Here is a 24,603-nt window from a genome sequence, read left to right on the forward strand (position 1 = left end):
ATGCCTCATCTGCGCGTCAGCGGACTGAACGTGGGCTACGGCCGGGCGACCGTACTCGAATCCCTCGACCTCGAGGTGAAGCCCGGAGAGCTGGTGACCGTTCTCGGTGCCAACGGGGCGGGCAAGTCGACATTGCTCAACGGCCTCATGGGTCTCTGCCCGCCGCGCGCGGGATCCGTCTCGCTCGACGGTGTCGAGCTCGTTAGTCTTCGTCCGGAGCAGCTTGTAGGTCGGGGCGTGGTGCTGGTGCCTGAGAGGCGCGAACTCTTCGGCAACCTGCCGGTGGAGGTGAACCTCAGGCTCGGCGGCTATCGGACAGGAGCGCCGGCGAAGTCGCTCGAGAGGATCTACGGGCTGTTTCCGAAGCTCGCCGAGCGGCGGCGCCAGAAGGCGGCGACCTTGTCGGGCGGCGAGCAGCAGATGTTGGCCGTCGGCCGTGCGCTGATGGCTGAGCCCAGCCTCCTGATGCTCGATGAGCCCTCGATCGGCCTGGCGCCGCTGATCGTCCAGGAGATCCTTCGGGTCGTCCACCAGCTGAAGTCGGAAGGTCTGACGATCATTCTCGTCGAACAGAACGCACGGCTCGCGCTGTCGGTCGCCGATCGGGGCTACGTGCTCGAGGTCGGACGCATCGTGCTGCAGGGGGCGAGCACCGAACTGGCGGCGGATCCACGTCTCGGCCAAGCCTATCTGGGAGGCGGCTCGGACTACGCCGCAGCAAGGGATCAGGTCTATGTCGATTGAAGGTGAAGCCGTCCAGCTCCACGAACGCTACAAGCGAGGGGAAATATCCCCGGTCGAGGTGACGCGGTCGCAGCTCGACGCGCTCCCTTGCTTGGACGAAGGCATCAACGCCTTCGTTCTGGTCGACGAGGCGGTCGCGCTGAAGATGGCGCGGGCATCCGAAGAACGTTATCGCAAGGGCGAGGCTCTCGGTCTGTTGGACGGAGTTCCGATCACCGTCAAGGATACCCTCAACGTCGCAGGTTGGCCCACGCGCCGCGGATCGCGGACCTCTTCCGAAACGGTTGCGTCCGACGATGCGGTCTCGATGGCCCGCCTTCGCACGGCCGGCACGGTGTTCCTCGGCAAGACGACGACGCCCGAGTTCGCCTGGAAGGGGCTGACAGAAAGTCCTCTGAACGGCGTGACGACGAATCCGCTGGACCGGGCATTGCACGCCGGCGGCAGCAGCGGGGGCGCCGCGGCGGCGACTGCGCTTGGACTCGGCGTAGCGGGCATCGGATCCGATGCGGCGGGTTCGGTGCGCATTCCCGCGGCATTCTGCGGAGTGGTGGGCTACAAACCGACGCTCGGGACGATCCCGCTCGTCCCATACCCGTCGGCGTTCTGGCAGCTTCCGCACGTGGGACCGATCACGCGGACCGTAGCCGATGCGGCGCTGGTCGCGACCGTCATGAGCGGCGCGACGGGAGCGGACCCGTCATCCTTGGGCCAGGTTCCGCTGCGCGAACGCTTGGCCGATTCCGGGGATGCGTCGGGGCTCCGGATCGGCGTTCCCGCCGGCGTGGCCGGCCATCTCGCTCCGGAGGTCAGGGACGCTTGGGAAGACGCGCTCTCGGTCCTCTTTCCGAATTCGCCGATCGTTACTGTCGATATCCCGGTCGAGGAGTCGCGTGACATCGTTGCCACCCTCTATCGGCTCGGCTGCGCCTATGCCGTTGCGCAGGTCCCGAAGGAGCGTCGGGCGGATCTTCATGCCGATATTCTGAACTTCATCGAGCCGGTGATGGGCCTCCGGGCGGACGAGCTGCTGTTGTTGCAGCGAAGGCGGGAAGAGATCGCGAGCCAGACTTCGGCGTTGCTGACCGACAGGATCGACGTACTCCTCACGCCGACGATGCCCGGACTGCCGCCACGCGTGGACGCCGCAGCGGCTGCGGCCTCCGACTGGTTCGCCTGGTGTCCGTTCACGCCATTGTTCAATCTCTCGCACGGCCCGGCCGTCTCGGTGCCATGGCGCAGCAGTGCGAGAGCGTTTCCCATCGGCTTGCAGGTCGGCGCCGCATCTGGACGGGACGGTGCGGCGATCGCAGCTGCCGCGATGATCGAGGCGGCTGCGGCGCGGCGGTCATGGACTGCGAACGATGCCTCCTGACGATCCGACGGCATCAACGCCCGTGCGTGGGACGCTACAGACCGGTCCGCTGACATCGGGTGAACCTGCGCGCCTGTCGTTTCTGAGGGCCGGCCGCGGGCATCCGGTAATCCTTCTGCACGGCTTCGCTTCCGATGCTGCGGACGATTGGGACGGGACCGGTTGGCTCGATTCCCTCGTCGCAGCCGGATACGACGTGTGTGCACCGGATCTGCGAGGTCACGGCAAAAGCGTCAAATCGTCCGATCCCGCCGATTATCGGTTGGATGCGTTCGCTCAAGACGTCGTTGCGCTGTGCGGGCATTGCTGGGGAGATGCCGAGCTGGTTCTCGCCGGCTATTCGATGGGTGCTCACGTGGCGATGTCCGCAGCGCTTGCGCTCGGTAACCGCGTGAAGAGGCTGGTGCTGGGCGGCATGGGAGACTGCATCGCGGCGACGGTCGGCCTCGCTCCTGAGTTCGCCGATGCGCTCGACGCGCGCGACGAGGAGCGGCTCGGAGCGCTTCCGTCCTACGCCGTCCGTTTCAGGCGGCATGCCGAGTCTTTGCCCTACAACGATCTGTCCGTTCTCGCTGCCTGCCTGCGAGGACAATCGGCCCGCTTCGACCTCGGCGCGCTCTCGTCCATCGTCGCGCCGACGCTGGTCGTCGTAGGGGGACGGGACAAGCTGGCCGGCGATCCGCAGCCGGTCGCAGCGGCGTTCGGGTCCGGGACCGGAGCGACGGTGCCGGGCATCGGTCACGCCGAGGCTCTCGCGGATCCCGGCTTCCGGCAGTGCGCTTTGGCGTTTCTCCAAGGCGCGCTCGCGCCGCATACGACGCAAGGGGTGTCCGCGTGACGAGCAGATCCAGAACTTACAATGCGCTGCCGGCTCCGTTCGGGAAGTTCGCCCATGCGACCGTGCTTCCGATCGCCGGAACGAAGCTCGTCTTCGTCTCCGGCGTCACCGCCCGCGAATCCGGTGCCGTGGATGCCGAGGCGCAGACGCGGGTCATCTACGAACGCATCAAAGCCGTTCTCGCGGAGGAGGGCGGAGGATTCCAGCACGTGCTGAAGATGAACGTGTTCGTGCTCGACATCGCCGACTATCCCGCGACGAACCGGATCCGCGAGGAATTCTTCGCGGACCTCGATGCACCGGCGAGCACCTTGGTCGAGGTCTCTGGCTTCGTTCGTCCCGATGTCCGGGTGGAGATCGAATGCACCGCCGCGATACCGCAAAACTGACTGAGCTTCGGGGTACGACTGCCATGCGCGAGCTTTCTCTTTCGGACAAGTACGACGTCACCGAAGGGACGATCTTCATCACCGGCAAGCAGGCGCTGTCGCGGGTCCCTCTGCTGCAGCGGCAGTTGGACGACAGGCGCGGGCTGCGGACGGCGGGTTACATCTCCGGCTATCGCGGATCTCCGCTCGGGACCATCGACAGCGAGCTCCTCAAGATCGCGGACCGCCTGAAGGCCGCGGACATCGTGTTCCAGCCCGGTCTGAACGAAGACCTGGCGATGACCGCAGTGTGGGGCAGCCAGCAGTTGGACTTCGTGCCCGGCCGGCGCTTCGATGGCGTGTTCGGCATGTGGTACGGCAAGGGTCCGGGCGTGGATCGGTCCGGAGACGCCATCAAGCACGCCAACATGTCCGGCACCCACCCGAACGGCGGCGTGCTGCTGGTCTTCGGCGATGACCATGCCGGCAAGTCCTCTTCGCTCGCCCATCAGAGCGACCTGGCGCTCGCCGCGCACGAAGTCCCAATCCTCTATCCGTCGGACACGCGCGACATCTTCAAGTTCGGCCTGGCCGGCATCGCGATGTCCCGCGAGACCGGACTTCTCGCGGGATTGAAGCTTGTTAACGAGACGGCGGACTGCACCCAGGTGGTGGAGATCTCACTGCACGAGTTCGCTCCAGTGCTCGACGCCGTTCCTCCGGCGCGCGACGGGGTCAGCATCCGCGTCGAAATGCTCGCAGTGACCGCACAGGACCGGCGCATGGTCCGCAACAAGCTTCCACGTGTGCACGCCTTCACGCGGCGCAACGCGATCGACCGCGTCGCGTTCGGCTCCGACAGCCCCTCACGGCTCGGCATCGTGACCGCCGGCAAGGCCTTCCAGGACGTGATCGACGGATTGAGACTGCTCGGCATCGACGACGCCATTGCACGGCGGCTGGGCCTCGGCGTGCTTAAGGTCGGCCTGATCTATCCGCTCGATCCCGAGCCGCTGAATGCGTTCGCGAAGGCTGTGCCGGAGCTCCTCTTCGTCGAAGAGAAGCGCGCACACATGGAGCTTCAGGCGGCGGCTCTCCTGTACCACTCCGACAGACGGCCGAAAATCTCGGGAAAGGCGACGCCGGAGAACGAGGCTCTGCTGCCGTCCGACGAGCCGCTGGACGCCGCCACCGCTGCCGTCGCTATCGGGCGTCGCATTCTCGACACCGGCTCGGCCGAGCAGCCCGACATCGTCGTGTTGCGCCTCGCGCTGGAGGAGCTTTCCGGGCGCGTCGTGTCGTCCGGTCGGCTCGATGCCGCACCGTTGGCGCGTCGTCCCGTATTCTGCTCCGGATGTCCTCACAACCGCTCGACCAAACTACCGGATGGCTCGTTCGGCGTGGCCGGCATCGGCTGCCACGGCCTGGTGCAGTTCATGGACCGCAATCCGCTTCCCTGTACGCACATGGGCGCGGAGGGAGTGAACTGGATCGGACTGTCGCATTTCACCGAGACGAAGCACGTCTTCGTCAATCTTGGAGACGGAACGTTCTCGCATTCGGGGTCGCTGGCGATCCGTGCCGCGGCCGCTTCCGACGCGAACGTGACGTTCAAGATCCTGGCGAACGACGTCGTCGCCATGACGGGAGGACAGACGGTCGAGAGCGGCCTGTCGGTCGGCGCCATGGTCCGCCAGGTCCTGCTCGAGGGTGCAAAGCGCGTCGTCGTCGTGGCGGAAGACCCCGAATCCGTCCGATCCAGCCAATCCTTGCCTTCGCAGGTCGAACTCGTCCACCGCACGCAGATGGAGAACGTGCAGCGCGAGCTTCGGGAAATTTCAGGGACTACCGTAATCGTGTTCGTCCAGATCTGCGCCACCGAGAAGCGCAAGCGGCGCAAGCGTGGCAAGGCACCCGCCGCCGCGAAACGCGTGGTCATCAACCCCGCGGTCTGCGAGGGATGCGGAGACTGCTCTTCCGCGTCGAACTGCATGTCTGTGCAGCCTCTTGAAACGGAGTTCGGCCGCAAACGGCGCATCGACCAGGCCAGTTGCAACAGTGACATGACCTGCCTCGAGGGCTTCTGCCCGTCGTTCGTGACCATCGAGCACGGAGAAACGAAGAAGCCTGCTCCGATCGACATCGAGGCTGCAGCCGGAAAGCTGCCGGCGCCGGCCGCTCGCAAGCTCCGGCCCGACGCCTTCGGCATCCTGCTCGCCGGCATCGGCGGCACCGGCGTCGTCACCGCCTCGGCCATCGTCGGCATGGCGGCGCACCTGGAAGGACGGGGCGTCGGCATCTACGACATGACGGGGCTCGCCCAGAAGGGAGGCGCCGTCTACAGCCATCTGCGTATCTTCCCGTCGCCGTCCGGCGTCGCGCCGATGCGGCTCGGTCTCGACGATGCCGATCTCTTGATCGCATCGGATGCGGTCGCCGCCACCCAACCCGACTCGTTGAAGACGGTCCGACCCGCGACCGAAATTCTGCTCGACGGCCAGGTCGCGGCTACCCAGGCGTTCCATGAGAACGGAAACGTCGATCTCGATGCCGAACGTCTCGTCCGCGGCCTCGAGCAGCGCGCGGGCCACAGAGCCGTGCGCATCCCGGCGAACCAACTCGCGCGCCGGGCGTTCGACGATCCCATCTCCGCGAACATGATCATGCTCGGTTACGCGTTCCAGATGGGGATGCTCCCGGTTGATTGGCGCTCGATGGAGCAGGCGATCCGGATCAACGGCGCGGACGTGGACGGTACGCTGCGCGCCTTCCGCCTGGGCCGGCTTTATTTCGCCGATCCGCAGGCCGTCGAAGCGCTCCTCGAGGCGGACGAAGCTCCGACGGCCACGGCGCCCGCACCGGTCCGGACCCCGCAGGAGCGCATCAGCGTCCGTGTCGACGCGCTGCGGGCCTACCAGGACACGGCGTACGCCGAGCGTTTCCGTGCCCTTGTGGAGCGCGTGCAGGAGGCCGAGGAGAGGGCGTCGCCAGGCTCACGCCGTCTGACCGAGGCGGTGGCGACGAACGCGTTTCGCCTGATGGCCTACAAGGACGAATACGAAGTTGCGCGGCTTCTAACGGACGCTTCCTTCTGGGGCGGGATTCGGCGGCGGTTCGACGGCGGCTCGCTCAAGCTTCACCTCGCGCCGCCGCTGCTCGCCGGCCGCGATCCAGCAAGCGGCCGTCCGCGCAAGATGGCGTTGTCGGCCACCTTCCTTCTGCCTGCGCTGCGGCTGCTGGCGCGCTTCAAGCGGTTGCGCGGGACAGCATTCGACCCGTTCGGCTGGACAAGCGAGCGGAAGTCGGAACGCCGGCTGCGCGACGAGTATCTGGCAACGGTGCAGGAGATCGCCGCCGCGCTCGACGGCTCGAATCTCGATGCCGCGATTTCTCTCGCGTCGTATCCGCAGGAGATCCGGGGCTACGGCCCGGTCAAGGAAGCTTCGATCGCGCGCGTCGAACCGAAAGCAAAGGAACTCAGAGCCCGTTTCGCCGAGGGGGCGCGAAGCCATCTCACATCGGCAGCGTGAGGGTGGCCGCAAACGCCGCGTAAGGAGGATGCATGTACGATAGTCTGCAAGGGCACCGCGTTTTGGTCGTGGGCGGCAGTTCGGGCATCGGATTGGCGGTGGCGCAGCAGGCGTGCGAGGCGGGAGCGTCGGTCACCATCGCGTCCCGCTCCACGACCAAACTCGACGCCGCGCTCGCCGGACTGCCCCGGACCGCCAGGGCGGAGCGAATGGATACCGCCGACTATCCCTCGGTCGAAGCCTTCTTCGCCGGCGAACCGGCATGGGATCACGTCGTGGTGTCGGCGGCGCAGACGAGCAGCGGTCCGCTCCGGAAATCAGACCTGGTGGACGCCCGCACCACTATGGAGAGCAAGTTCTGGGGCGCCTATCACGTGGCCCGGGCGGCGAAGATCAGGGACGGTGGCTCGCTCTGCTTCGTCTCCGGCTTCCGGAGCGCTCGTCCCTCGGCGAACACCGTGTTGCAAGGGGCTGTGAACGCGGCGCTTGAAGCGATGACGCGCGGTCTTGCGCTCGAACTCGCGCCGGTCCGCGTCAACGTGGTTTCGCCTGGCCTGGTCGCTACGCCGATGTGGACCGGCATGGCCGACGCCGAGCGCGAGAAGATGTTCGTCGGCGCGGCGGAGCGCCTGCCGTTGCGTCGTATCGGCGAGGCAGCGGACATCGCGAACGCGGTCCTCTTCCTCGCATGCAATCCCTTCTCGACCGGTTCAACCGTTGTCGTCGATGGGGGAGCCACCGTCGCGGCGTGAGCGGCTGCCGGATCGTTGGACCGCTTCGATACGCGCGGCTATCATCGAAGAAAGACCAGATGTTCGCCTATTGAACAAGATAATCGGGAGGTTGGAATGGTCTGCAGGTCGACGGCGCTCGCGATACTCGGTGCTGGATTTCTGTTCGCAGCCGCAGCGCCCGCTACAGCACAGCAGGCGGACGTCAATTCGCCCGATCTCGTTCTCGTCAACGGAAAGGTCCTGACCCTTGACGAGCAATCCAGCGTGACCGAAGCGATCGCGGTCCGGGACGGAAAGATTCTCGCGGTCGGAAGCAGCGCGTCCATGCGAGCGCTCGCCGGAGCGCGCACGCAGGTGCTCGACGTATCCGGTAAGACCGTCGTTCCGGGATTGATCGATACGCATGCGCACTTCAAGGCGGCTGGACTTGGCGACTATGTCGTCGTCATGGGCCGGGCGAAAACGGTCGCGGAAGCGCTCGAGGCCATCAAAGCCTTCGTCGCCAAGAAGAAGCCGGGCGAGTGGATCGTTGGGGGCGCGTGGCACCCGCCGTCACAACTCGCCGAGAAGCGCTATCTGACGAGGCAGGAGATCGACAGCGTCGCTCCGAACAATCCGGTCTACTTGCGCACCGTCGGGCATTTCTCGATGGCAAACACGATGGCTTTACAGAAGGCAGGCGTCGATAAGACCACCGCAAACCCGGACGGTGGCTCTTTCGAGCGCGACGCGGCCGGCGAACTGACCGGCGTCCTCGTCGAGACCGCGATCGACCGGGTTGAGAAGGCCGTTCCGCCGTGGACCGAAGAGGATGAAATCAGGCAGTTCACACTTGCGGAAGGCGCGCTGAACAGTTTTGGGATCACGAGCGCGGTCGAAGGCGCCACGGAAGCGCGCGACGTCCGTACACTGCAGAAGCTCGCCGCGTCCGGACAAGCGACGCTGCGGACGGGATTGATGTACAGACCCGAGCCGCCAGCCGATCTAGGAGCCTGGGAAGCGATCATGTCGGGTAATGGCGCTTCGTCCGGCTTTGGCGACGACTGGGTCAGGTTTGCCGGCATCAAGATCTTCTACGACGGCGGCATGACGTTGAAGACGGCGTTGATGCGCGACGTCTATCCGGATTCGCACGACAACTACCACGGCATCGCCCAGCAGACTCCCGAGCGGCTGACACAACTCGTCTCAATCTGCAATCGCTACGGCTGGCGCGTTGGCGTGCACGTCGTAGGCGATCTCGGCATCGACCAAGTACTCGATGCTTTCGAGGCCGCCGACAAGGAAAGGTCTATACGCGACCGTCGTTTTGTCCTCATCCACGCTAGTCTGATCAGGCCCGAGCAGATGGAGCGCGCTCACAAGCTGGGGGTCAGGGTCGATTTCCAGAACGTCTTTATGTGGGACAAGGCCGCGACCGTCGAGCGCTTCCTGGGGCGTCCAACCGCCGACCGCGCCGTACCGACCAAGACCTTGATCTCGAAAATGGGTTTGGACAACCTCGGCGCCGGAACCGACTTCCCCGTCAACCCGATCAATCCGTTCCTCAATATGTACATCATGGTCACTCGGAAAGATCCCAATGGGAGCGTCTACGGCGCGGCGGAAGCCATCAGTCGCGAACAGGCGCTCCGCCTCTACACGTCGGCGGCTTCGCGTTACACGTTCGACGAAGCACGGAAAGGTACGATCCAACCCGGCAGGCTTGCCGACCTCACAGTCCTTTCCGCGGACTACATGGCCGTTCCGGAAGAACAGATCAAAGATATCAAGGCAGACATCACGCTCGTTGGAGGTAAGGTCGTCTTTCAACGCTGACTCAGGAAGACGGTTGCTACCGTCGTTCGCCGCGTGGGTACGTCTCCCGTGCGCTGAAGTTGCACCTTCGGCGGTATCGCGCCCCTGCGCCGCTGATTTGCCGAACGATATCTAATCAGGGAGCAAGATGGCGCGCTCCTGATTGCGTAGAAAGGGCCTGCCTCCTGTCAGATCTTCTCCTCGGCGGAAAAGCCGTGGACCTTCCATGTGGAGTCGCCGTATCGCACTCACCGTGCGAGTTCGCCCGTCGTCTTCGTGAACTTGCGCACGAACGAAAAGTGCACGTATCTGGTGCAGTCGTCGTTCTGCGAACACCGAGAACCAAGTAAGGCAGCATTGATCTCATTGGTGGGCCCGGCAGGACTCGAACCTGCAACCAGACCGTTATGAGCGGTCGGCTCTAACCATTGAGCTACAGGCCCGCTGCTGAGGGCGGCGGCGTGACGGCCTGCATCGTTTACAACTTGTCTAAAGCTCCTGCAAGGTTGCGCCCACGCGATCGTGCGCCTCGGAGTTCTCCACGGGAGTTACCGTCGGTTCGCGGTTGGAAACTTGAATTCAACCTCAAGCCTGTTTTTGGCGCAGTTATCATGCGTCGTCGCGTAATCGCGGGACGTGAGGAGAGTCAGTAGGTTGCTTATTCTTCGGTAGAGTCAGCGACTCACTTCAGTCGGTTAAAACGGACCGCGAACTTTCTGCCTAGGGAGGTTATAGGTCTCACGCGGTGGCGACCAGCGTCCGTTCTGACAAACTTTGGTATACGGCTTGCAGCCCATTCGATATCACCCGCTTACCTTTGTAGAGTTGTGCATCCGTCACGTTGTTTTTAGTTTCGATGTCGAAGCTAGGCATTCGATCGAACTGTCGAAGCTTTGTGAGCCGCTACCGGAAGTAGTTGCGTCCCATTTGACCCAAGGACAGAGTGATGAAAACCCGTGAGCTCTCCTCCACTTCTTAAGTGGACCTCAGGTGATTGTGCGCGAAAGACATGGTCTTAATCTGCGACGCTGCTCTCTTGTCCGAGATCGCGATCGAATCGCGGGGGTGACGTTCATCCAAGAAACCAGGATGCTAGAAGCGCAGACTTGAGCTTTCTGCTTGGGAAGCACGTAGCTCTTTAGAGCAGCCGTTTCCGCGTCCCTCATAACAGTGGCTCCGCCGCAGTCGCTTTGGCTGACAAATGTCTTGGGGCGACATAGCCGCGAATTTGCGTCACCCTCTTTGAATGTGAGTCGACATGGCATTTACCGAGCTTTTCATCAAACGTCCGGTGTTGTCTATCGTCGTCAGTCTCCTGATCCTGCTGATCGGTCTTCGCGCCGCTGCCGTTCTACCGATCCGGCAATATCCCAAGCTATCCAATACGGTCGTCAATATCACGACGTCCTATCCTGGCGCATCTGCCGACATGATCCAGGGGTTCATCACCTCTCCTCTGGAACAAGCAGTCGCGTCGGCAGAGGGCGTCGACTACGTCACTTCCTCGTCGGTGCTCGGCACCTCGACGATTCAGGTCTACGTCAAGCTCAATTTCGACCCCAATGAGGCACTCACCGAGGTGCTATCTAAGGTCAACTCAGTGAAATATCTGATCCCGAAGGAGTCCAACGACCCGGTCGTCACTAAGTCAACCGGCCAGGCCACTGCTGTGATGTACATCGCTTTCTCCAGCGAGGAACTGACGGCCAGCGCGATCTCCGATTATCTTTCGCGGGTAGTGCAACCAGTTATGTCTACGGTAGACGGCGTCGCGGCGGCGGACATCCTGGGCGGGCAAAGTTTTGCGATGCGGCTATGGCTCGATGCTGCGAAAATGGCGGGGCGCGGCGTATCGCCTGCTGATGTTTCGGCTGCAATCGCTGCCAACAATTTCCAGACCGCGGCCGGCCAGACCAAGGGTTATTTCACTATCTCCGACGTCACGACGAACACCGATCTGCGAAGTGTCGATGACTTCAAGCGCATGATTGTCAAAGCCAATGACGCCGGCCTCGTGCGCATGGAGGACATTGCGACAATCGAGCTTGCCGCGCAGACCGCAGACGTCAGCGTCTCGCTGAACGGCGAGCACGCGGTCTTCATTGGCGTGCGGGCGAGCCCGCAAGGCAATCCGCTAAACATCGCGCGAGACGTTCGGGCGATGTTTCCAGAAATGGAGCGCAACCTGCCGCCATCCCTGAAGATGAAAGTGGCCTACGACTCCACCAAGTTCATTCAATCGTCGATCGATGAAGTGAGAAGGACGCTCATTGAGGCGGTCGTGATAGTGGTCGTGGTGATCTTCCTGTTTCTGGCCTCGCTGCGGTCGGTCATCATTCCTGTCGTCACCATCCCGTTGTCGCTCGTCGGTGTCTGCAGCATGATGCTGGCCATGGGCTTTTCATTCAATCTGCTTACCCTCCTTGCGATGGTGCTCGCAATCGGTCTCGTGGTCGACGATGCGATCGTCGTGGTGGAGAACATTCATCGCCACCTAGAAGAAGGTGCGCCGCCCGCGCAGGCTGCTGCGAGGGGCGCGCGCGAGATCGTCGGCCCTGTTGTCTCCATGACGATTACGTTGGCCGCTGTATACGCCCCCATCGGTTTTCTCGGTGGTCTCACCGGGGCACTGTTCCGTGAGTTCGCGTTTACGCTGGCTGGGGCGGTGATCGTGTCGGGCGTAATCGCGTTGACGCTGTCGCCCATGATGTGCTCGGTCTTCCTGAGGAGCGCTGAGGAGGGACGGTTTGCTAGATTTGTGAATCGCGTGTTCGGTGCCATGACACGCTGGTATGGCCGCAAGCTCGACCGCTCGCTGGACTATCGGCCAATTACCGGGTTGTTTGCCGTGACCATGCTGGGCCTCGGCGGCTTTCTCTATGTGCACACCTCCAAGGAACTCGCGCCGGAGGAGGATCAAGGGATTGTATTCGCACTAACCAAGGCGCCCAAATACGCTAACATCGACTATCTCGACTATTACGGCGCCAAGCTCGAAAAGGCGCTTCGGGAGTTTTCCGAGACCGATTTAAGCTTCGTACTCAACGGTAATGGCGGTTCGCAGGCGGGTATGGCCGGCATGTTGCTCAAGCCGTGGGACCAGCGCAATCGATCATCGATCGTGCTTAAGTCCCTGCTTCAAGCCGAACTGTCCAAGATCGAAGGCATTAGCGCATTTGCGTTTAGCTTGCCGGCGCTTCCGGGCGGATCGGACGGTCTGCCAGTGCAGATGGTGATCAATTCGACGTTCGGCTTCCAATCCGTCTATGAGCAGATGTCGAAACTGAAGGACGCCGCACGCAACAGCGGCCTGTTCATGATCAGCGACTCTGATCTCGAGTTCAATCAGCCGGTGGTGCGAATCAAGGTCGATCGATCCAAGGCCAACGATCTTGGCATCACCATGCAGAATGTCGGTAACGCGCTCGCCATCCTACTTGGTGGAAACTACATCAATCGCTTCAATCTGGAGGGTCGCTCCTACCAGGTGATCCCGCAGGTGCCGCGTGAGAAACGTCTGGCCCCGGAAGCGATCGGGAACTATTATGTGAAGACTGCGACGGGCTCGATGCTTCCGCTGTCCACCGTCGTCTCGGTCGAGACTGCGACTGATCCGAACGCGCTCACCCACTACAACCAGCTCAACTGCGCGACCTTTCAGGCCGTACCGATGCCTGGCGTGACGATCGGGCAAGCCGTGGATTTCCTCGAGGTAGAGGCAAAAAAGCTCCCCGCAGGCTTCAGCCACGACTTCCTTGCAGACGCTCGGCAGTATGTGCATGAGGGTAACCAGCTGGCCATCACCTTCGCATTTGCATTGATCGTCATATTCTTGGTCCTTGCGGCGCAGTTCGAAAGTCTGCGCGATCCCACCATCATTATGATCAGTGTGCCGATGGCGATGGTCGGCGCCTTGATCCCGCTATTCTTTGGCTGGGCGACGATGAACATCTACACCCAGGTCGGACTGCTGACGCTTGTCGGCTTGATTTCCAAGCACGGGATCCTGATGGTTGAGTTCGCAAATGAGCTGCAGTTCAAGGAGCGACTTGACCGTCGCTCGGCGATCGAGATGGCGGCGCGCGTCCGACTTCGTCCAATCTTGATGACGACGGCGGCGATGGTCACGGGCCTGATACCCTTGTTGACCGCAACGGGAGCCGGAGCCGCGAGCCGCTTCTCGATCGGGCTCGTGATCGTCGCTGGGATGTCTGTCGGCACGCTGTTCACGCTCTTCGTGTTGCCGGCGGTCTATGTCGCGATCGCATCCGATCACCGTGCCGACGCGAGTTGCGGCCACGAGAAGGGCGGCCTCTCGGGAGCCGCTAATGCCCAGCTGGCCGAGCAATGATGCCAAAACCAATCCGGGTTGGCGAGATTGCTGGCCTGGATTGGCGCGTTGTCCGCCGGCCGTGGTGATTTGATGGGCCCGAATTTCGTGAGGGGGCCGAATGATGATTTTTGGTTGCTGCTCCGGTATCGATCCATCTTTCGCCAGCCGGTAGGACTAAACCGTCAAGAAATACGATCGTTCATGACGCAGGTGCGGTGAGCGAAGGAGCCTGAGACGGTTTCTTGCTCCCTGTACCTCGAGATCTTCATACCTGTGCTGCCGAGCTTGGCGAGCATCAGATCCTCGGCAAAGAACACGTCAACGATCCGTTGCTGCTCCGCTACGCCAAATTGCTGGGACATTCACGGCCGCAGAACGTTCAATTCCGTACTCGCCACGGGACGGTGGAGAGAATTCATGCATCGCTTGATGAAAAGGTGGCGTTACCAATATCCAAATTCCGCTAGAAATAGAATTATTTACCCCGCGTCGCCGCCGTATTGGCTGAGTGATCAGGGTCAGGTAGCGGGAAGTACGGCACGGCTTCTCAACCGAAGCCGATAAAGGAGCAGACGTTGAACCGACGCACATGACCACGTTCACTGCCACAATGAAGGCGGCATGAGCTGCCAAGAGCGTGGCCAGAATCTGCCTCAGTCCTGATGGCACCAATGTTCAGGTCTGATTCCCTGACGCATGGTCCGACGCCCTCCGAAGTGCGAAAGTTATCCAATGCCTGAGTTTGATGCAGCTATGTTTTTTTTAGCCGCAACGACGTGCTTTGCGGCCTTTGTAAATGGAGCCATCGGCTACGGGTTTTCGTCGCTCACTGTACCTCTTGCGCTACTTTTCTACACCAATCGCATTCTCAACCCCGCCATTGTTATCATCGAGGTCTTCATCAACGTCTACGTCCTCCTCATCAATCTGAAGGGCGTGCCGGCGGTTTGGAGACGAGTGCTTCCCATCTTGCTTGGACTCTTGCCGGGCATTGCGCTCGGAGGTTATGCGTTAGCCTCGCTGCAGCCTGGCTGGATCAAATTCGCCACCTACACGATCATACTACCCCTGATCCTGCTACAGGCCGCGGGTTGGCGCCGCCCTATCGAAGCGAGCTGGCTGATCGGTCTGCCATTCGGTTCGATGCTGGGCATCCTCTATTCGGTGACGACCATCTCCGGTCCGCCTTTGGCGATGTTGTTTAACAACCAAGGCCTGGTCAGAAGCGAATTTCGCGCCGGTCTAGCCCTGGTTCGCGTGGTTGAATCGAGCGTGACCGCCTTCGTCTATTACAAGCTGGGCCTGTTCATCCCCGAAAGCGGCAGCCTACTCTATGCCTTTATACCCAGCGTTATGTTCGGCATTCCGCTGGGATCCTACGCCATCCGCCGGCTTGATCCCGAGATATTCCGACGCATCTGCATGAGCTTTGATGCCTGGATCGTCGGATTCGGTCTGACACGGGTGCTGATCGAGCTCGATCTAGTGCGGAGCTCCTGGGCTTATAGCGTGATGTCGGCGACGATACTGATCGATCTTTGCCTGCTATACTCGTTCTTTACCACACACGGTCCGACCCGGTCAGAGCGACGGTCTCGGCGATTGAACGATGTCGGCGGGCCCCCAGTATCGAACGCACGCGCGCCCTGAACCTACCAGCCCGAAAGCAGAATCGATGACTGCGCGAGACGCCGATGTGGCTCTGTCGGCGCCAACGACAAGGGCATGACAACTGGCTGATTGCTCCACGACTATCCGGTGTTCCGAGGCGGGGAATTTGGAATCTCGGTTCTGAACCGTCGGAGGCAGATATTGGCGACTTGTCATTCGAAGTGCTCGTGATCGTTGCTCGCGGGCGCTGATCGAGGAAAAGGATCACTCAAGACACAAGCACTCGAGTCGCCCTCTCGTCGGTCATCGGTAGCAACACCGCTCATTGTGCGGCGATCATCGAATCTGCTGCCAAAGAGCAGCCGGGCGCATTTCTACTTTTCATAGGTTGCCCGGCAGCTTCGGGCAGGGACGTGAAGCGCTCCCATTCTGCCGATCTGGATTACGGTCCGCGTTTACAAGGAGCGATGCAGAATCGGTATTAGCCTGCTAACCGACGATCCGAACACCAGCCTTGTGTCCTCGCCTCCTCAAGGTCGGAACTACCTCAAGCGTTCTTAAAGATGCTAGCGTCAGCGGCAATGCTCGGTGGAGTGGGCAAGTGCAACCGCGGAACTTGCGGCCGTGTTCGCCAGCCGTAGCTTTCTCCTCGAAATATACACAAGGACGTCCCGGCGATTTTTGTAGGCTTTGTGACAATGGATATCAAGTTGTTGCGCCTCTGACTGGCGGAGAAACGCAAAGGCTGGCGTGCTCGTAGGGGGCGCTCATCCGGGAAAGACAGGCCGAAACACGCATCCGGGTTGCTTGACGATCACTTCACTTTAAGACTCGCACCTTTCGAGGTGGCCCGAGCTTTTGCGATGGCATCGCATTTGCAGAGATAGAAATATCAACGTCCTCGTCGAGCTGCGACCGCTTGCAGGCGACGCACACAGGATGAGGGGGCAACGCGCTTACGAGCCGTTCTCTCAGGAGTGCCAGTGATATCATCTGCCAATTGGGCTGCCAGCCTGCTTGGGACGCGGCTTGCGTTTTTTGTCGCCGGATTTGGCCTCGCGGCGTGGGCGCCTTTGGTGCCGCTTGCCAAGGAGCGGCTCGCGGTAGACGACCGCATGCTTGGTCTTCTGCTGCTCTGTCTCGGAACAGGATCCGTTGTCGCTATGCTTCTGACCAGCGTGTCGAACGCGCGGTACGGTAGCAAGCCCATTATCCTCGTGGGCGGACTCGGCGTCGCGCTTATCCTGCCGTGGCTGGCTATCGCCGGAACACCTCTTGGTCTGGCTACTACGCTGTTTGCTTTCGGCTTTTCACTCGGTGCGATCGACGTAGCCATGAACATTTATGCGATCGAATTGGAGCGCACCACCGGCCGTCCGTTGATGTCCGGCTTCCATGCCCATTACAGCATTGGAGAATTCACCGGCTCTGCTGCCGTGACCTTGCTTCTGTCGCTTCAGCTTGGTTCGCTTTTTTCGACGTTGGTCTGTTCGACGTTTATGATGATCGCGATAATGTCGGCGTGGCCGCGGTTGACTGCGACGAGCTTGAGACATCAGGGGCCATTGTTTGTCTTGCCCGATCGCAGTGTGCTGCTAATAGCGGCGCTCGCGGCTATCACCTTTCTTGTCGAAGGTGCGATGCTTGATTGGAGCGCTTTGCTCCTCGTTGGGGAAGGTCTTCTCACGGAGGCGCACGGAGGTCTCGGATGTATGCTGTTCGCCATCGCGATGACCGCAGGGCGTCTCGGCGGAGATGCCGTTGTGGAGCGAATCGGTGATCGTGCCACATTGATGCTCGGAACACTGCCGATCATGATAGGCTTCTTGGCTGTGGTCGTCGCACCGGTTGCGTTGATTGCCATGGCAGGGTTCCTGCTTATTGGATTGGGTATTTCAAATGTTGTACCCGTACTGTGTCGACGCGCTGGCAAACAGAAGGTGATGCCGGTAGGCATTGCGATCGCGGTCATCACGACAGCTGGCTACGCGGGTATACTGGTGGGGCCCGCCGGCATCGGGCTGGTCGCACACCTGACTGGCTTGCCTTTGGCGTTCGCGATGTTGGGTACGCTCATGTGCATCGTCACGCTGTCGGCACGGATGGTGATGACAGACGGTCGTTAAGGCCGTTAGTGGAGAGAAAGAGATTTGGCATGATCGTTCGCGGGGCGGCGTTCGAGGCTGAGAGTCGATCAGGTCGCAACTTTAGCAGTAGAGCGGTACGCCTCGGTCACGGCCATACTTCTTTTTCTGCAAGTTGGCTGGCTGAGCCGTAACTAGGATATGCGAGTCACTCGGGTGATCGGACATTTAACTGAGTGCTGTTGTTGATGAAGACCGTTGCGCAACGCGCGGCAAGGTTAATCTATCCACGGCGGCCGGGGCCAGGCTGGAATATCCAATGTCCGCTGATGCTCGGATGGATCTGCTTGCACCTGCTGTCGGGACAACCAGTTCACTCAGGTGCCGTCCATTTGCTGTTGGCGAGATACGCCCGGGACGCTAGCTGAATGCCGTCCTCCAGCGAGGTCTGGGCACGCCAGCCGAGCTTGGCGAGCCGGCCGACGTCGAGCAGCTTGCGCGGCGTACCGTCCGGGCGCGAGGTATCGAAGCTGATCTCACCACGAAAACCGACGGCAGCGGCGACCATGAGTGCAAATTCGGCGATGGTGATATCCTCGCCGGTACCGATATTGACCAGCTCCGGCGAGGAATAGGTCTTCATCAGATGGATGCAGGCGTCGGCGAGATCGTCGACATAGAGGAATTCGCGACGCGGCGTGCCGGTGCCCCACACCACGACACTGCCGGCGCCCGAAACCTTGGCCTCGTGGAAACGGCGGATCAGGGCGGCGACGACATGGCTGTATTCGGGGTGATAATTGTCGCCGGGACCGTAGAGGTTGGTCGGCATCACGCTGATGAAATCGGCGCCATATTGGTTGCGATAGGCCTCGGTCATCTTGATGCCGGCGATCTTGGCGATGGCATAAGGCTCGTTGGTCGGCTCCAGCGGGCCGGTCAGCATCGAGTCCTCGCGCAGCGGCTGCGGCGCGAGGCGCGGATAGATGCAGGACGAGCCGAAGAACATCAGCTTCTCGCAGCCATTGGCATGCGCCGCCTGGATCACATTGGTCGAGATCGACAGATTGTCGTAGAGAAACTCGGCCCGCAGCGTGTTGTTGGCGACGATGCCGCCGACCTTGGCGGCGGCAAGGAACACCGCCTGCGGCCGCTTCGCGGCAAACCAGGCGTTGACCGCCCCTTGGTCGCGCAGATCGACCTCGCCGCGCGACACGGTCAGGAGATCGACCTGTTCGCGCGCCAGCCGGCGCACCAGCGCCGAGCCGACCATGCCGCGATGGCCGGCGACGAAGACCGTCTTGCCCTTCAGTTCAAACGCCGTGTTTGCCATTGGCCGCATCCTGCCTGGCCTCGAGGAGATCGCTGGCGACCATTTCCTTCACCAGCTGCGCGAACGGCGTCTTCGGCGCCCAGCCGAGCCTGGCGCGCGCCTTGCTGGCGTCGCCGATCAGAAGATCGACCTCGGTCGGGCGGAAATAGGCCGGATCAATCTCGACCAGGGTCTTGCCGGATGCCTTGTCGACACCGACCTCCTCGACCCCCTTGCCGCGCCATTCGATGCTGCGGCCCACTTCCGCAAACGCCAACTCGACGAACTCGCGGACCGAGCGGGTCTCGCCGGTCGCGAGCACGAAGTCGCCCGGCTCGTCCGCCTGCAATATCTTGTACATGCCCTCGACATAGTCGCGGGCATGGCCCCAGTCGCGCTTGGCATCGAGATTGCCGAGATAGAGCTTGCTCTCGAGGCCGACCTCGATACGGGCGACGGCACGGGTGATCTTGCGCGTCACGAAGGTCTCGCCGCGGATCGGGCTCTCATGGTTGAACAAGATGCCGTTGCTGGCGAACATGCCATAGGCCTCGCGGTAGTTCACCGTGATCCAGTAGCCATAGAGCTTGGCGACGCCGTAGGGCGAGCGCGGATAGAACGGCGTGGTCTCCTTCTGCGGCACCTCCTGCACGAGCCCGTAAAGCTCGGAGGTCGAGGCCTGGTAGAACCGCGTCTCCTTTTCCATGCCGAGGATGCGGATCGCCTCCAGCAGACGCAGCACGCCGATCGCGTCGGCGTTGGCGGTGTATTCCGGGCTCTCGAAGCTGACCTGGACGTGGCTCTGCGCGGCGAGGTTGTAGATCTCGGTCGGCCGGATCTGCTGCATCAGCCGGATCAGATTGGTCGAATCGGTCATGTCGCCGTAGTGCATCAGGAACGGCACATTGCCGGCATGCGGGTCCTGGTAGAGATGGTCGACACGCGCGGTGTTGAACGAGGACGAGCGGCGCTTGATCCCGTGCACGGTGTAGCCGAGCCCGAGCAGATATTTGGCGAGATACGCGCCGTCCTGCCCGGTCACACCAGTGATCAGCGCAACGCGCCGCTTTGAGTCCTGAGCCGCCATGGTCTCTCTTAGTTGCGCCGGAAAGAAAGCCCCCTTCGAGCGTGCTTTGCGAGCGCTTTCTCGCGATATCTAGTGCGAGCACCACCCGCAATTGGAGGAGAACGATCGTCAGATCGAGTCATACACATCATGTAACAATGCGCACTACATACGTTGATTTACTCGACCGGAGTTGATTTCGACTAACACACGCGACAGGCTTACACCCCATGCCCCTAAGCGAACGAGCCGGAGCACAACCGCCATCACGCGCAGCCGGGCGCTTTTCCGGCGATGTTCCAACGAGATGGATGCCGATGGTCCATGTTCCTTGTCCATCTTGGCGCACGTTAGATTCGCGTCGTCTCGCCATGGCCGGCGGAGCTGAGGTGCAAGTCGACGTACTCGTCGGAATGACGCCATGCAACACACAATGAAGCTTGTGCGTCGATATCGTATTTCAAGAGCGCTCCCGCACCGTTGACTTCGGGACAGAGCACGCGACCCGGCCAATAGTCCTCGATCTCAGCGCTTCTTTTAATATCCGTAAGTCGACGCAAGCCGGAATGGAAAAGAATGGCAAACGTTGGTATAGTTCTTCGAACGCTTCGATATCGAAAGCTTACGTTCGTACAATAGAGAGTTTGATGCGATCGTGTAGTCTCATATGCCGACGAGCAACGACAGAGACGACCCACACGAGAGCGGCCGCGTAATGCACAGATAGCAGACATGTGGAAAGCGCGGCGAGGCTGCATTCTCCTAGCTATCCAAAGGAGCGCAGCCGGTGCAGGGCTCTCGAGGAGATCCTCAGTGCGGCGTCGGGACCGTCGCCTCGCGGCGGCAGCTAGCCTGATCGGCCTCGTCGCCACTCGCTTTGCTGGGATTGAGCTGAAGAGCCGTGAATGGCTCATCAGAGATGATGAGCCAATAGGACATGACGCTTCACCCCGAAATGATGGGTCCGCCGATCTGGTCCAAAGTTCCTCAATCCATGAAGCCTGGCCGCTTGCGCGATATATCCTCGCAACCGGGCATACCATGCGATGGCGACAGTTGCCGCCGCCCTCGAGCAAAGAGTCTGTTTGTGTCGGGATTGGACGCCGTACCCAGCCATGCAAGCGTGCCCGCATATCGGGCCCAGCCGGAAGGAGCAACGACATTCGCAGTCACCGCCGTTTGTATTCGATGGAGGCAACCAAAAGCGGGAGCGTGGCCGGAGAAAGCGATGATGTTTGAAATAGCCTGAGCACCCACACTTGCGAATGCGGCGATACGTGAAGCCGCAATAAATGAGCAACCTGATACCTATGACCATTGGCCAGGCAAATTCTACGGGTTCCTCTGTGGAAACGCCCGCCTCTTCAACCTGGGCTGCATCGATCAATATGTGTGGAATAGTCGGCATCTTAGCGCGTGGTCCGGTCGCCGGACAATTGGTCGCTTCGCTGAAGCGCTTGGAATATCGTGGCTACGACTCCGCTGGCGTAGCGACGCTTGACGGTCTCCGTATCGAGCGCCGGCGCGCGAAAGGTAAGTTGAGAAACCTTGAGGAGCGGCTGCGTCATTGTCCGCCGTCAGGTCGTAGCGGTATTGGTCACACCCGCTGGGCGACGCATGGAAAACCGACCGAGAGCAATGCTCATCCGCATGCGACGGAAAATGTCGCGGTCGTTCACAACGGGATCATTGAAAATTTCCGCGAGCTGCGAATCGACCTGGAGCGGAATGGAGCTCATTTCAGTTCAGAGACGGATACTGAGGTGGTGGCGCATCTCGTGGACTCCTACCTCAAGAATGGCTACTCGCCGCAGGACGCGGTACAAGCCTCGTTGCCAAAGCTGCGCGGAGCTTTCGCTCTAGCATTTCTGTTCAAGGGCCATGAGGATCTTTTGATCGGCGCGCGCAAGGGATCGCCCCTTGCGATTGGGCATGGTCCCGGCGAAGTTTATTTAGGATCGGACGCGATCGCACTGGCGCCCTTGACCGATGCCGTTACTTATCTTGAAGACGGCGACTTGGCCGTGCTTACCCGCGCGGTCTGCTTGATCTATGGCGCAGACGGGACTGTCGTCCATCGGGAAACATCCAAGTCTGGCGCGTCGTCACTCCTGGTGGACAAGGCGAACTATCGTCATTTCATGGCAAAGGAAATCCACGAGCAGCCGACTGTGGTCGGACAGACGTTGGCACATTATCTCGATATGGCAGCCGAGCGCGTCGTCCTGCCGCTTACGCTACCGTTCGACTTCAATTCTATTCAGCGCATTTCAATTACAGCGTGTGGCACGGCATGCTATGCTGGTTTCATTGCCAAATACTGGTTCGAACGGCTGGCCCGCTTGCCTGTCGAAGTCGACGTGGCGTCCGAGTTCCGCTACAGGGAGGCGCCTTTGCGCCAGGGCGATCTCGCGATCGTCATCTCGCAGTCCGGGGAAACCGCCGACACACTGGCCGCCTTGCGCTATGCCAAGAGCCAGGGTCTACACACGGTGTCCGTGGTCAATGTCCCGACGTCGACCATCGCGCGCGAGAGTGAATCCGTGCTACCGACGTTGGCGGGTCCAGAAATCGGCGTGGCTTCCACCAAGGCATTCGTCTGCCAGCTGGCGGTGATGGCGGTCCTTGCCGTGGCAGCAGCCAAAGCGCGCGGTAAGCTATCCGAGATCGATGAATCGAAGCTTGTGCGCGAGCTCATCGAAGTGCCGCGGCAGATTGCTGCAGCGCTGTTGGTCGAGTCGCAGATCGAGAAACTCGCGCGTGATATCGCCGGGGCGAGCGATGTACTCTATCTGGGCCGAGGCACATCGGCGCCCCTGGCCTTGGAGGGCGCGCTCAAGCTGAAAGAAATCTCCTATATCCACTCAGAAGGCTATCCCGCCGGCGAACTAAAGCATGGACCGATTGCATTGATCGATGAGACCGTGCCCGTGGTGGTGATCGCGCCATACGACGGGGTCTTCGAGAAAACCGTCTCGAACATGCAAGAAGTCGCTGCTCGAGGCGGCAACATCATCTTGATCACCGATGCAAGGGGGGCCTCGGAAGCGACGGTGGATACGCTCATGACCATTGTGCTGCCAGATATGGCTGCAAGCTTTACGCCCATGGTTTATGCCATCGCGGCGCAATTGTTAGCCTATCATACCGCCGCCATTATGGGGACAGACGTGGATCAGCCGCGCAATCTTGCAAAATCGGTCACTGTTGAATAGATGGCCGCGGCAGCGTCGATTTGCTAACTCGCGTTAGTTCCACGAATACAAGAACGTGGCATCGTGCCTCCTATCAACGACTGCTCGCTGCTCGCCGCGCCCCCGAAATTATCGAGGCTACGATCTGGAAGCGACTCCGGTTTGATCTAACCGCTATCGGGAGGAGGCGATCGGATCGCTTCAGTAGACGAACTATAGACAAATTCCATTCATAATTGATGCATGGCTGCACTCATAACTCTCTGCTACGTCAATGCCGCGCCCGTTACGTTCGGATAGCGGCGTCCAGTTGGGGGCCCAGCTCGCGCTGTAAGCTGGGCACCTATCAGTTCCACAGGCCTAATCAGTATGCCTGATGGAGCACCAAGGCTTGTCCCTACCTCCAATCCTCGTGCGCTTGTCGAACTGACGAACTAACGGGATGCAGAGTGCAGATAGCTTCGCGGGGGCGTATCGTGCCCTCGCGAAGCGCCAAAACGTTGCCTTACATAAAGTCATCATCCTCCCAACCCGGTGAGGTATTTCCTGCACGCTCGGAACGTTCGGTGCCCCTGCCTTCACTCTCGGCCGCTTTGGAAAGGTAAAGTCGAGGTTTGTTCGCTCGCTGCCATTCTCCTTGGCTGTTCTTACCCCACTTGTCGGGATGTTGGGTAGGATCGAGGACCATCAGCGAGTGACCTATTTCAACAAAGCCCAACGCTGCCGCGCGGGCTTTCGCTTCTGGATTCACAGGGTGAGAAAGGACCAAGGGCTCATCTCCATCAAGCCGAAGTTGATACTCCAGCAAGATATCGCCGGCATTGTCGACCAGGGGATGCGTAACCCGAAAGTCTATCGTCGAGGTGATATCCGATCGTCCGGGAAACTGCTCCTGCCAGCGGGCGCGTGCGGTTTCCTCCTTGAACACATCATCGACGGTGGCTCCTCCTTCCGTTCGGAGAAGTCCGACGCTCTTGTTTCCTAATTGATAGCTGAAATGTCGTGCGTCGTCCGAACCGACCTTCCTGCCATGAGTATAGGCGACGTCCACAGCGCGCTCGGCTTTCAATGCCACCGACCGCGAGTATTGCTGGGGATTGGCCGCGATATGCTGGATTTCATCTCCATAGAAGTCTTCCAACAGGTCGTGAAATGAGGTGCTTGAGATCTCTACGACAGGTGGTTGGACAGCTAGTGAGTACGGCCGCGCTGCTGCCGACGATGAACCGGCATAAGCTCTTTGTGGCGCTATCTGCATACCGGAAAAGACGTCCTCGAAGCTTCGATCTTGATTTGTCTGCGTCCCGCCAGTTTCAGTTTGTGTCACTCCATCAAAGTCGTAACTACCCATCCATCCAAAGCCGGGTGAGCCATCTAGTCGATTGTACATGGACGTTCGCGCTCCCATCCAACAAGGTCGTCTTGAGTGTCAGGGCCACTTAGGCCGACGGGACGTGATATTCAGACTGTCTGACGAGAAGCTGACTGCAAGTTTTCGAGTATCTTACGGATCAGCCGTAGCAGGCCAAGTGATCGGATCTCTGTGCCGTGGGCGTCCACAGTGGCTTCGCCTGACCTTGGAGAGTTCGCCCGAGTTCGCGACACGATATCACCACA

Annotated in this window: 15 protein-coding genes and 1 tRNA gene; 11 read left to right on the forward strand and 5 right to left on the reverse strand. The window is 60.8% G+C overall.

Going from position 1 to position 24,603, the window contains the following annotated elements:
* The 7 genes from ACVW17_RS15005 to ACVW17_RS15035 all read left to right on the forward strand — a co-directional run bounded on the left by ACVW17_RS15005 (nucleotide 1) and on the right by ACVW17_RS15035 (nucleotide 9,407).
* On the forward strand, nucleotides 1-744 hold the full coding sequence (locus ACVW17_RS15005) for an ABC transporter ATP-binding protein (protein WP_456797345.1): 744 nt from the start codon (nucleotides 1-3) through the stop codon (nucleotides 742-744).
* Nucleotides 734-2,119, forward strand: coding sequence for an amidase (locus ACVW17_RS15010; RefSeq protein WP_456797346.1), 1,386 nt, complete (start codon nucleotides 734-736; stop codon nucleotides 2,117-2,119). The genes ACVW17_RS15005 and ACVW17_RS15010 overlap by 11 nt, the downstream gene beginning before the upstream one ends.
* Nucleotides 2,109-2,957 (forward strand): alpha/beta fold hydrolase, encoded by an 849-nt coding sequence (locus tag ACVW17_RS15015; RefSeq protein WP_456797347.1) that lies wholly within the window; start codon nucleotides 2,109-2,111, stop codon nucleotides 2,955-2,957. The genes ACVW17_RS15010 and ACVW17_RS15015 overlap by 11 nt, the downstream gene beginning before the upstream one ends.
* A gap of 62 nt (nucleotides 2,958-3,019) precedes the next feature.
* Nucleotides 3,020-3,346, forward strand: coding sequence for a RidA family protein (locus tag ACVW17_RS15020; protein WP_456797348.1), 327 nt, complete (start codon nucleotides 3,020-3,022; stop codon nucleotides 3,344-3,346).
* Entirely contained in the window at nucleotides 3,319-6,855 is a 3,537-nt protein-coding gene (locus tag ACVW17_RS15025) for an indolepyruvate ferredoxin oxidoreductase family protein (protein ID WP_456797349.1), read from the forward strand. The genes ACVW17_RS15020 and ACVW17_RS15025 overlap by 28 nt, the downstream gene beginning before the upstream one ends.
* Before the next feature lie 32 nt (nucleotides 6,856-6,887).
* On the forward strand, nucleotides 6,888-7,607 hold the full coding sequence (locus ACVW17_RS15030; protein WP_456797350.1) for an SDR family oxidoreductase: 720 nt from the start codon (nucleotides 6,888-6,890) through the stop codon (nucleotides 7,605-7,607).
* A gap of 96 nt (nucleotides 7,608-7,703) precedes the next feature.
* Nucleotides 7,704-9,407, forward strand: a complete 1,704-nt coding sequence (locus tag ACVW17_RS15035; protein WP_456797351.1) for an amidohydrolase — start codon at nucleotides 7,704-7,706, stop codon at nucleotides 9,405-9,407.
* Nucleotides 9,408-9,753: 346 nt separating this feature from the next.
* Here the strand turns inward: ACVW17_RS15035 and ACVW17_RS15040 are convergent.
* Nucleotides 9,754-9,829 (reverse strand) — tRNA-Ile (locus ACVW17_RS15040).
* Between the two features lie 815 nt (nucleotides 9,830-10,644).
* Between ACVW17_RS15040 and ACVW17_RS15045 the strand changes: the two genes are divergently transcribed.
* Nucleotides 10,645-13,737 carry an efflux RND transporter permease subunit gene (locus ACVW17_RS15045; protein WP_456797352.1) on the forward strand — a complete coding sequence of 1,031 codons (3,093 nt, stop codon included), beginning with the start codon at nucleotides 10,645-10,647 and terminating at the stop codon, nucleotides 13,735-13,737.
* A 164-nt stretch (nucleotides 13,738-13,901) separates the two neighbouring features.
* Here ACVW17_RS15045 and ACVW17_RS15050 read toward each other — a convergent pair whose 3' ends face one another.
* Nucleotides 13,902-14,081, reverse strand: a complete 180-nt coding sequence (locus ACVW17_RS15050; protein ID WP_456797353.1) for a hypothetical protein — start codon at nucleotides 14,079-14,081, stop codon at nucleotides 13,902-13,904.
* A 370-nt stretch (nucleotides 14,082-14,451) separates the two neighbouring features.
* On the opposite strand from ACVW17_RS15050, the gene ACVW17_RS15055 reads away from it, so the two are divergent.
* Nucleotides 14,452-15,369 carry a sulfite exporter TauE/SafE family protein gene (locus ACVW17_RS15055; RefSeq protein ID WP_456797354.1) on the forward strand — a complete coding sequence of 306 codons (918 nt, stop codon included), beginning with the start codon at nucleotides 14,452-14,454 and terminating at the stop codon, nucleotides 15,367-15,369.
* 947 nt (nucleotides 15,370-16,316) lie between these two features.
* Entirely contained in the window at nucleotides 16,317-17,456 is a 1,140-nt protein-coding gene (locus tag ACVW17_RS15060; RefSeq protein ID WP_456798950.1) for an MFS transporter, read from the forward strand.
* A gap of 331 nt (nucleotides 17,457-17,787) precedes the next feature.
* Here ACVW17_RS15060 and fcl read toward each other — a convergent pair whose 3' ends face one another.
* Both fcl and gmd read right to left on the reverse strand, forming a co-directional pair.
* Nucleotides 17,788-18,756: a GDP-L-fucose synthase gene (fcl, locus tag ACVW17_RS15065; protein WP_456797355.1), complete on the reverse strand. Its 969-nt coding sequence runs from the start codon at nucleotides 18,754-18,756 to the stop codon at nucleotides 17,788-17,790.
* On the reverse strand, nucleotides 18,728-19,813 hold the full coding sequence (gmd, locus tag ACVW17_RS15070) for a GDP-mannose 4,6-dehydratase (RefSeq protein ID WP_456797356.1): 1,086 nt from the start codon (nucleotides 19,811-19,813) through the stop codon (nucleotides 18,728-18,730). Before gmd ends, fcl begins: the two co-directional genes overlap by 29 nt.
* Nucleotides 19,814-21,180: 1,367 nt before the next feature.
* Between gmd and glmS the strand changes: the two genes are divergently transcribed.
* Entirely contained in the window at nucleotides 21,181-23,007 is a 1,827-nt protein-coding gene (gene glmS / locus ACVW17_RS15075) for a glutamine--fructose-6-phosphate transaminase (isomerizing) (RefSeq protein ID WP_456798951.1), read from the forward strand.
* A 484-nt stretch (nucleotides 23,008-23,491) separates the two neighbouring features.
* On the opposite strand, the gene ACVW17_RS15080 is transcribed toward glmS, so the two are convergent.
* A complete protein-coding gene (locus tag ACVW17_RS15080; RefSeq protein ID WP_456797357.1) occupies nucleotides 23,492-24,376 on the reverse strand; it encodes an Effector protein NopP in 885 nt (294 codons plus the stop codon).
* Nucleotides 24,377-24,603 lie beyond the last annotated feature (227 nt).

This window comes from Bradyrhizobium sp. USDA 4473, assembly GCF_054063335.1.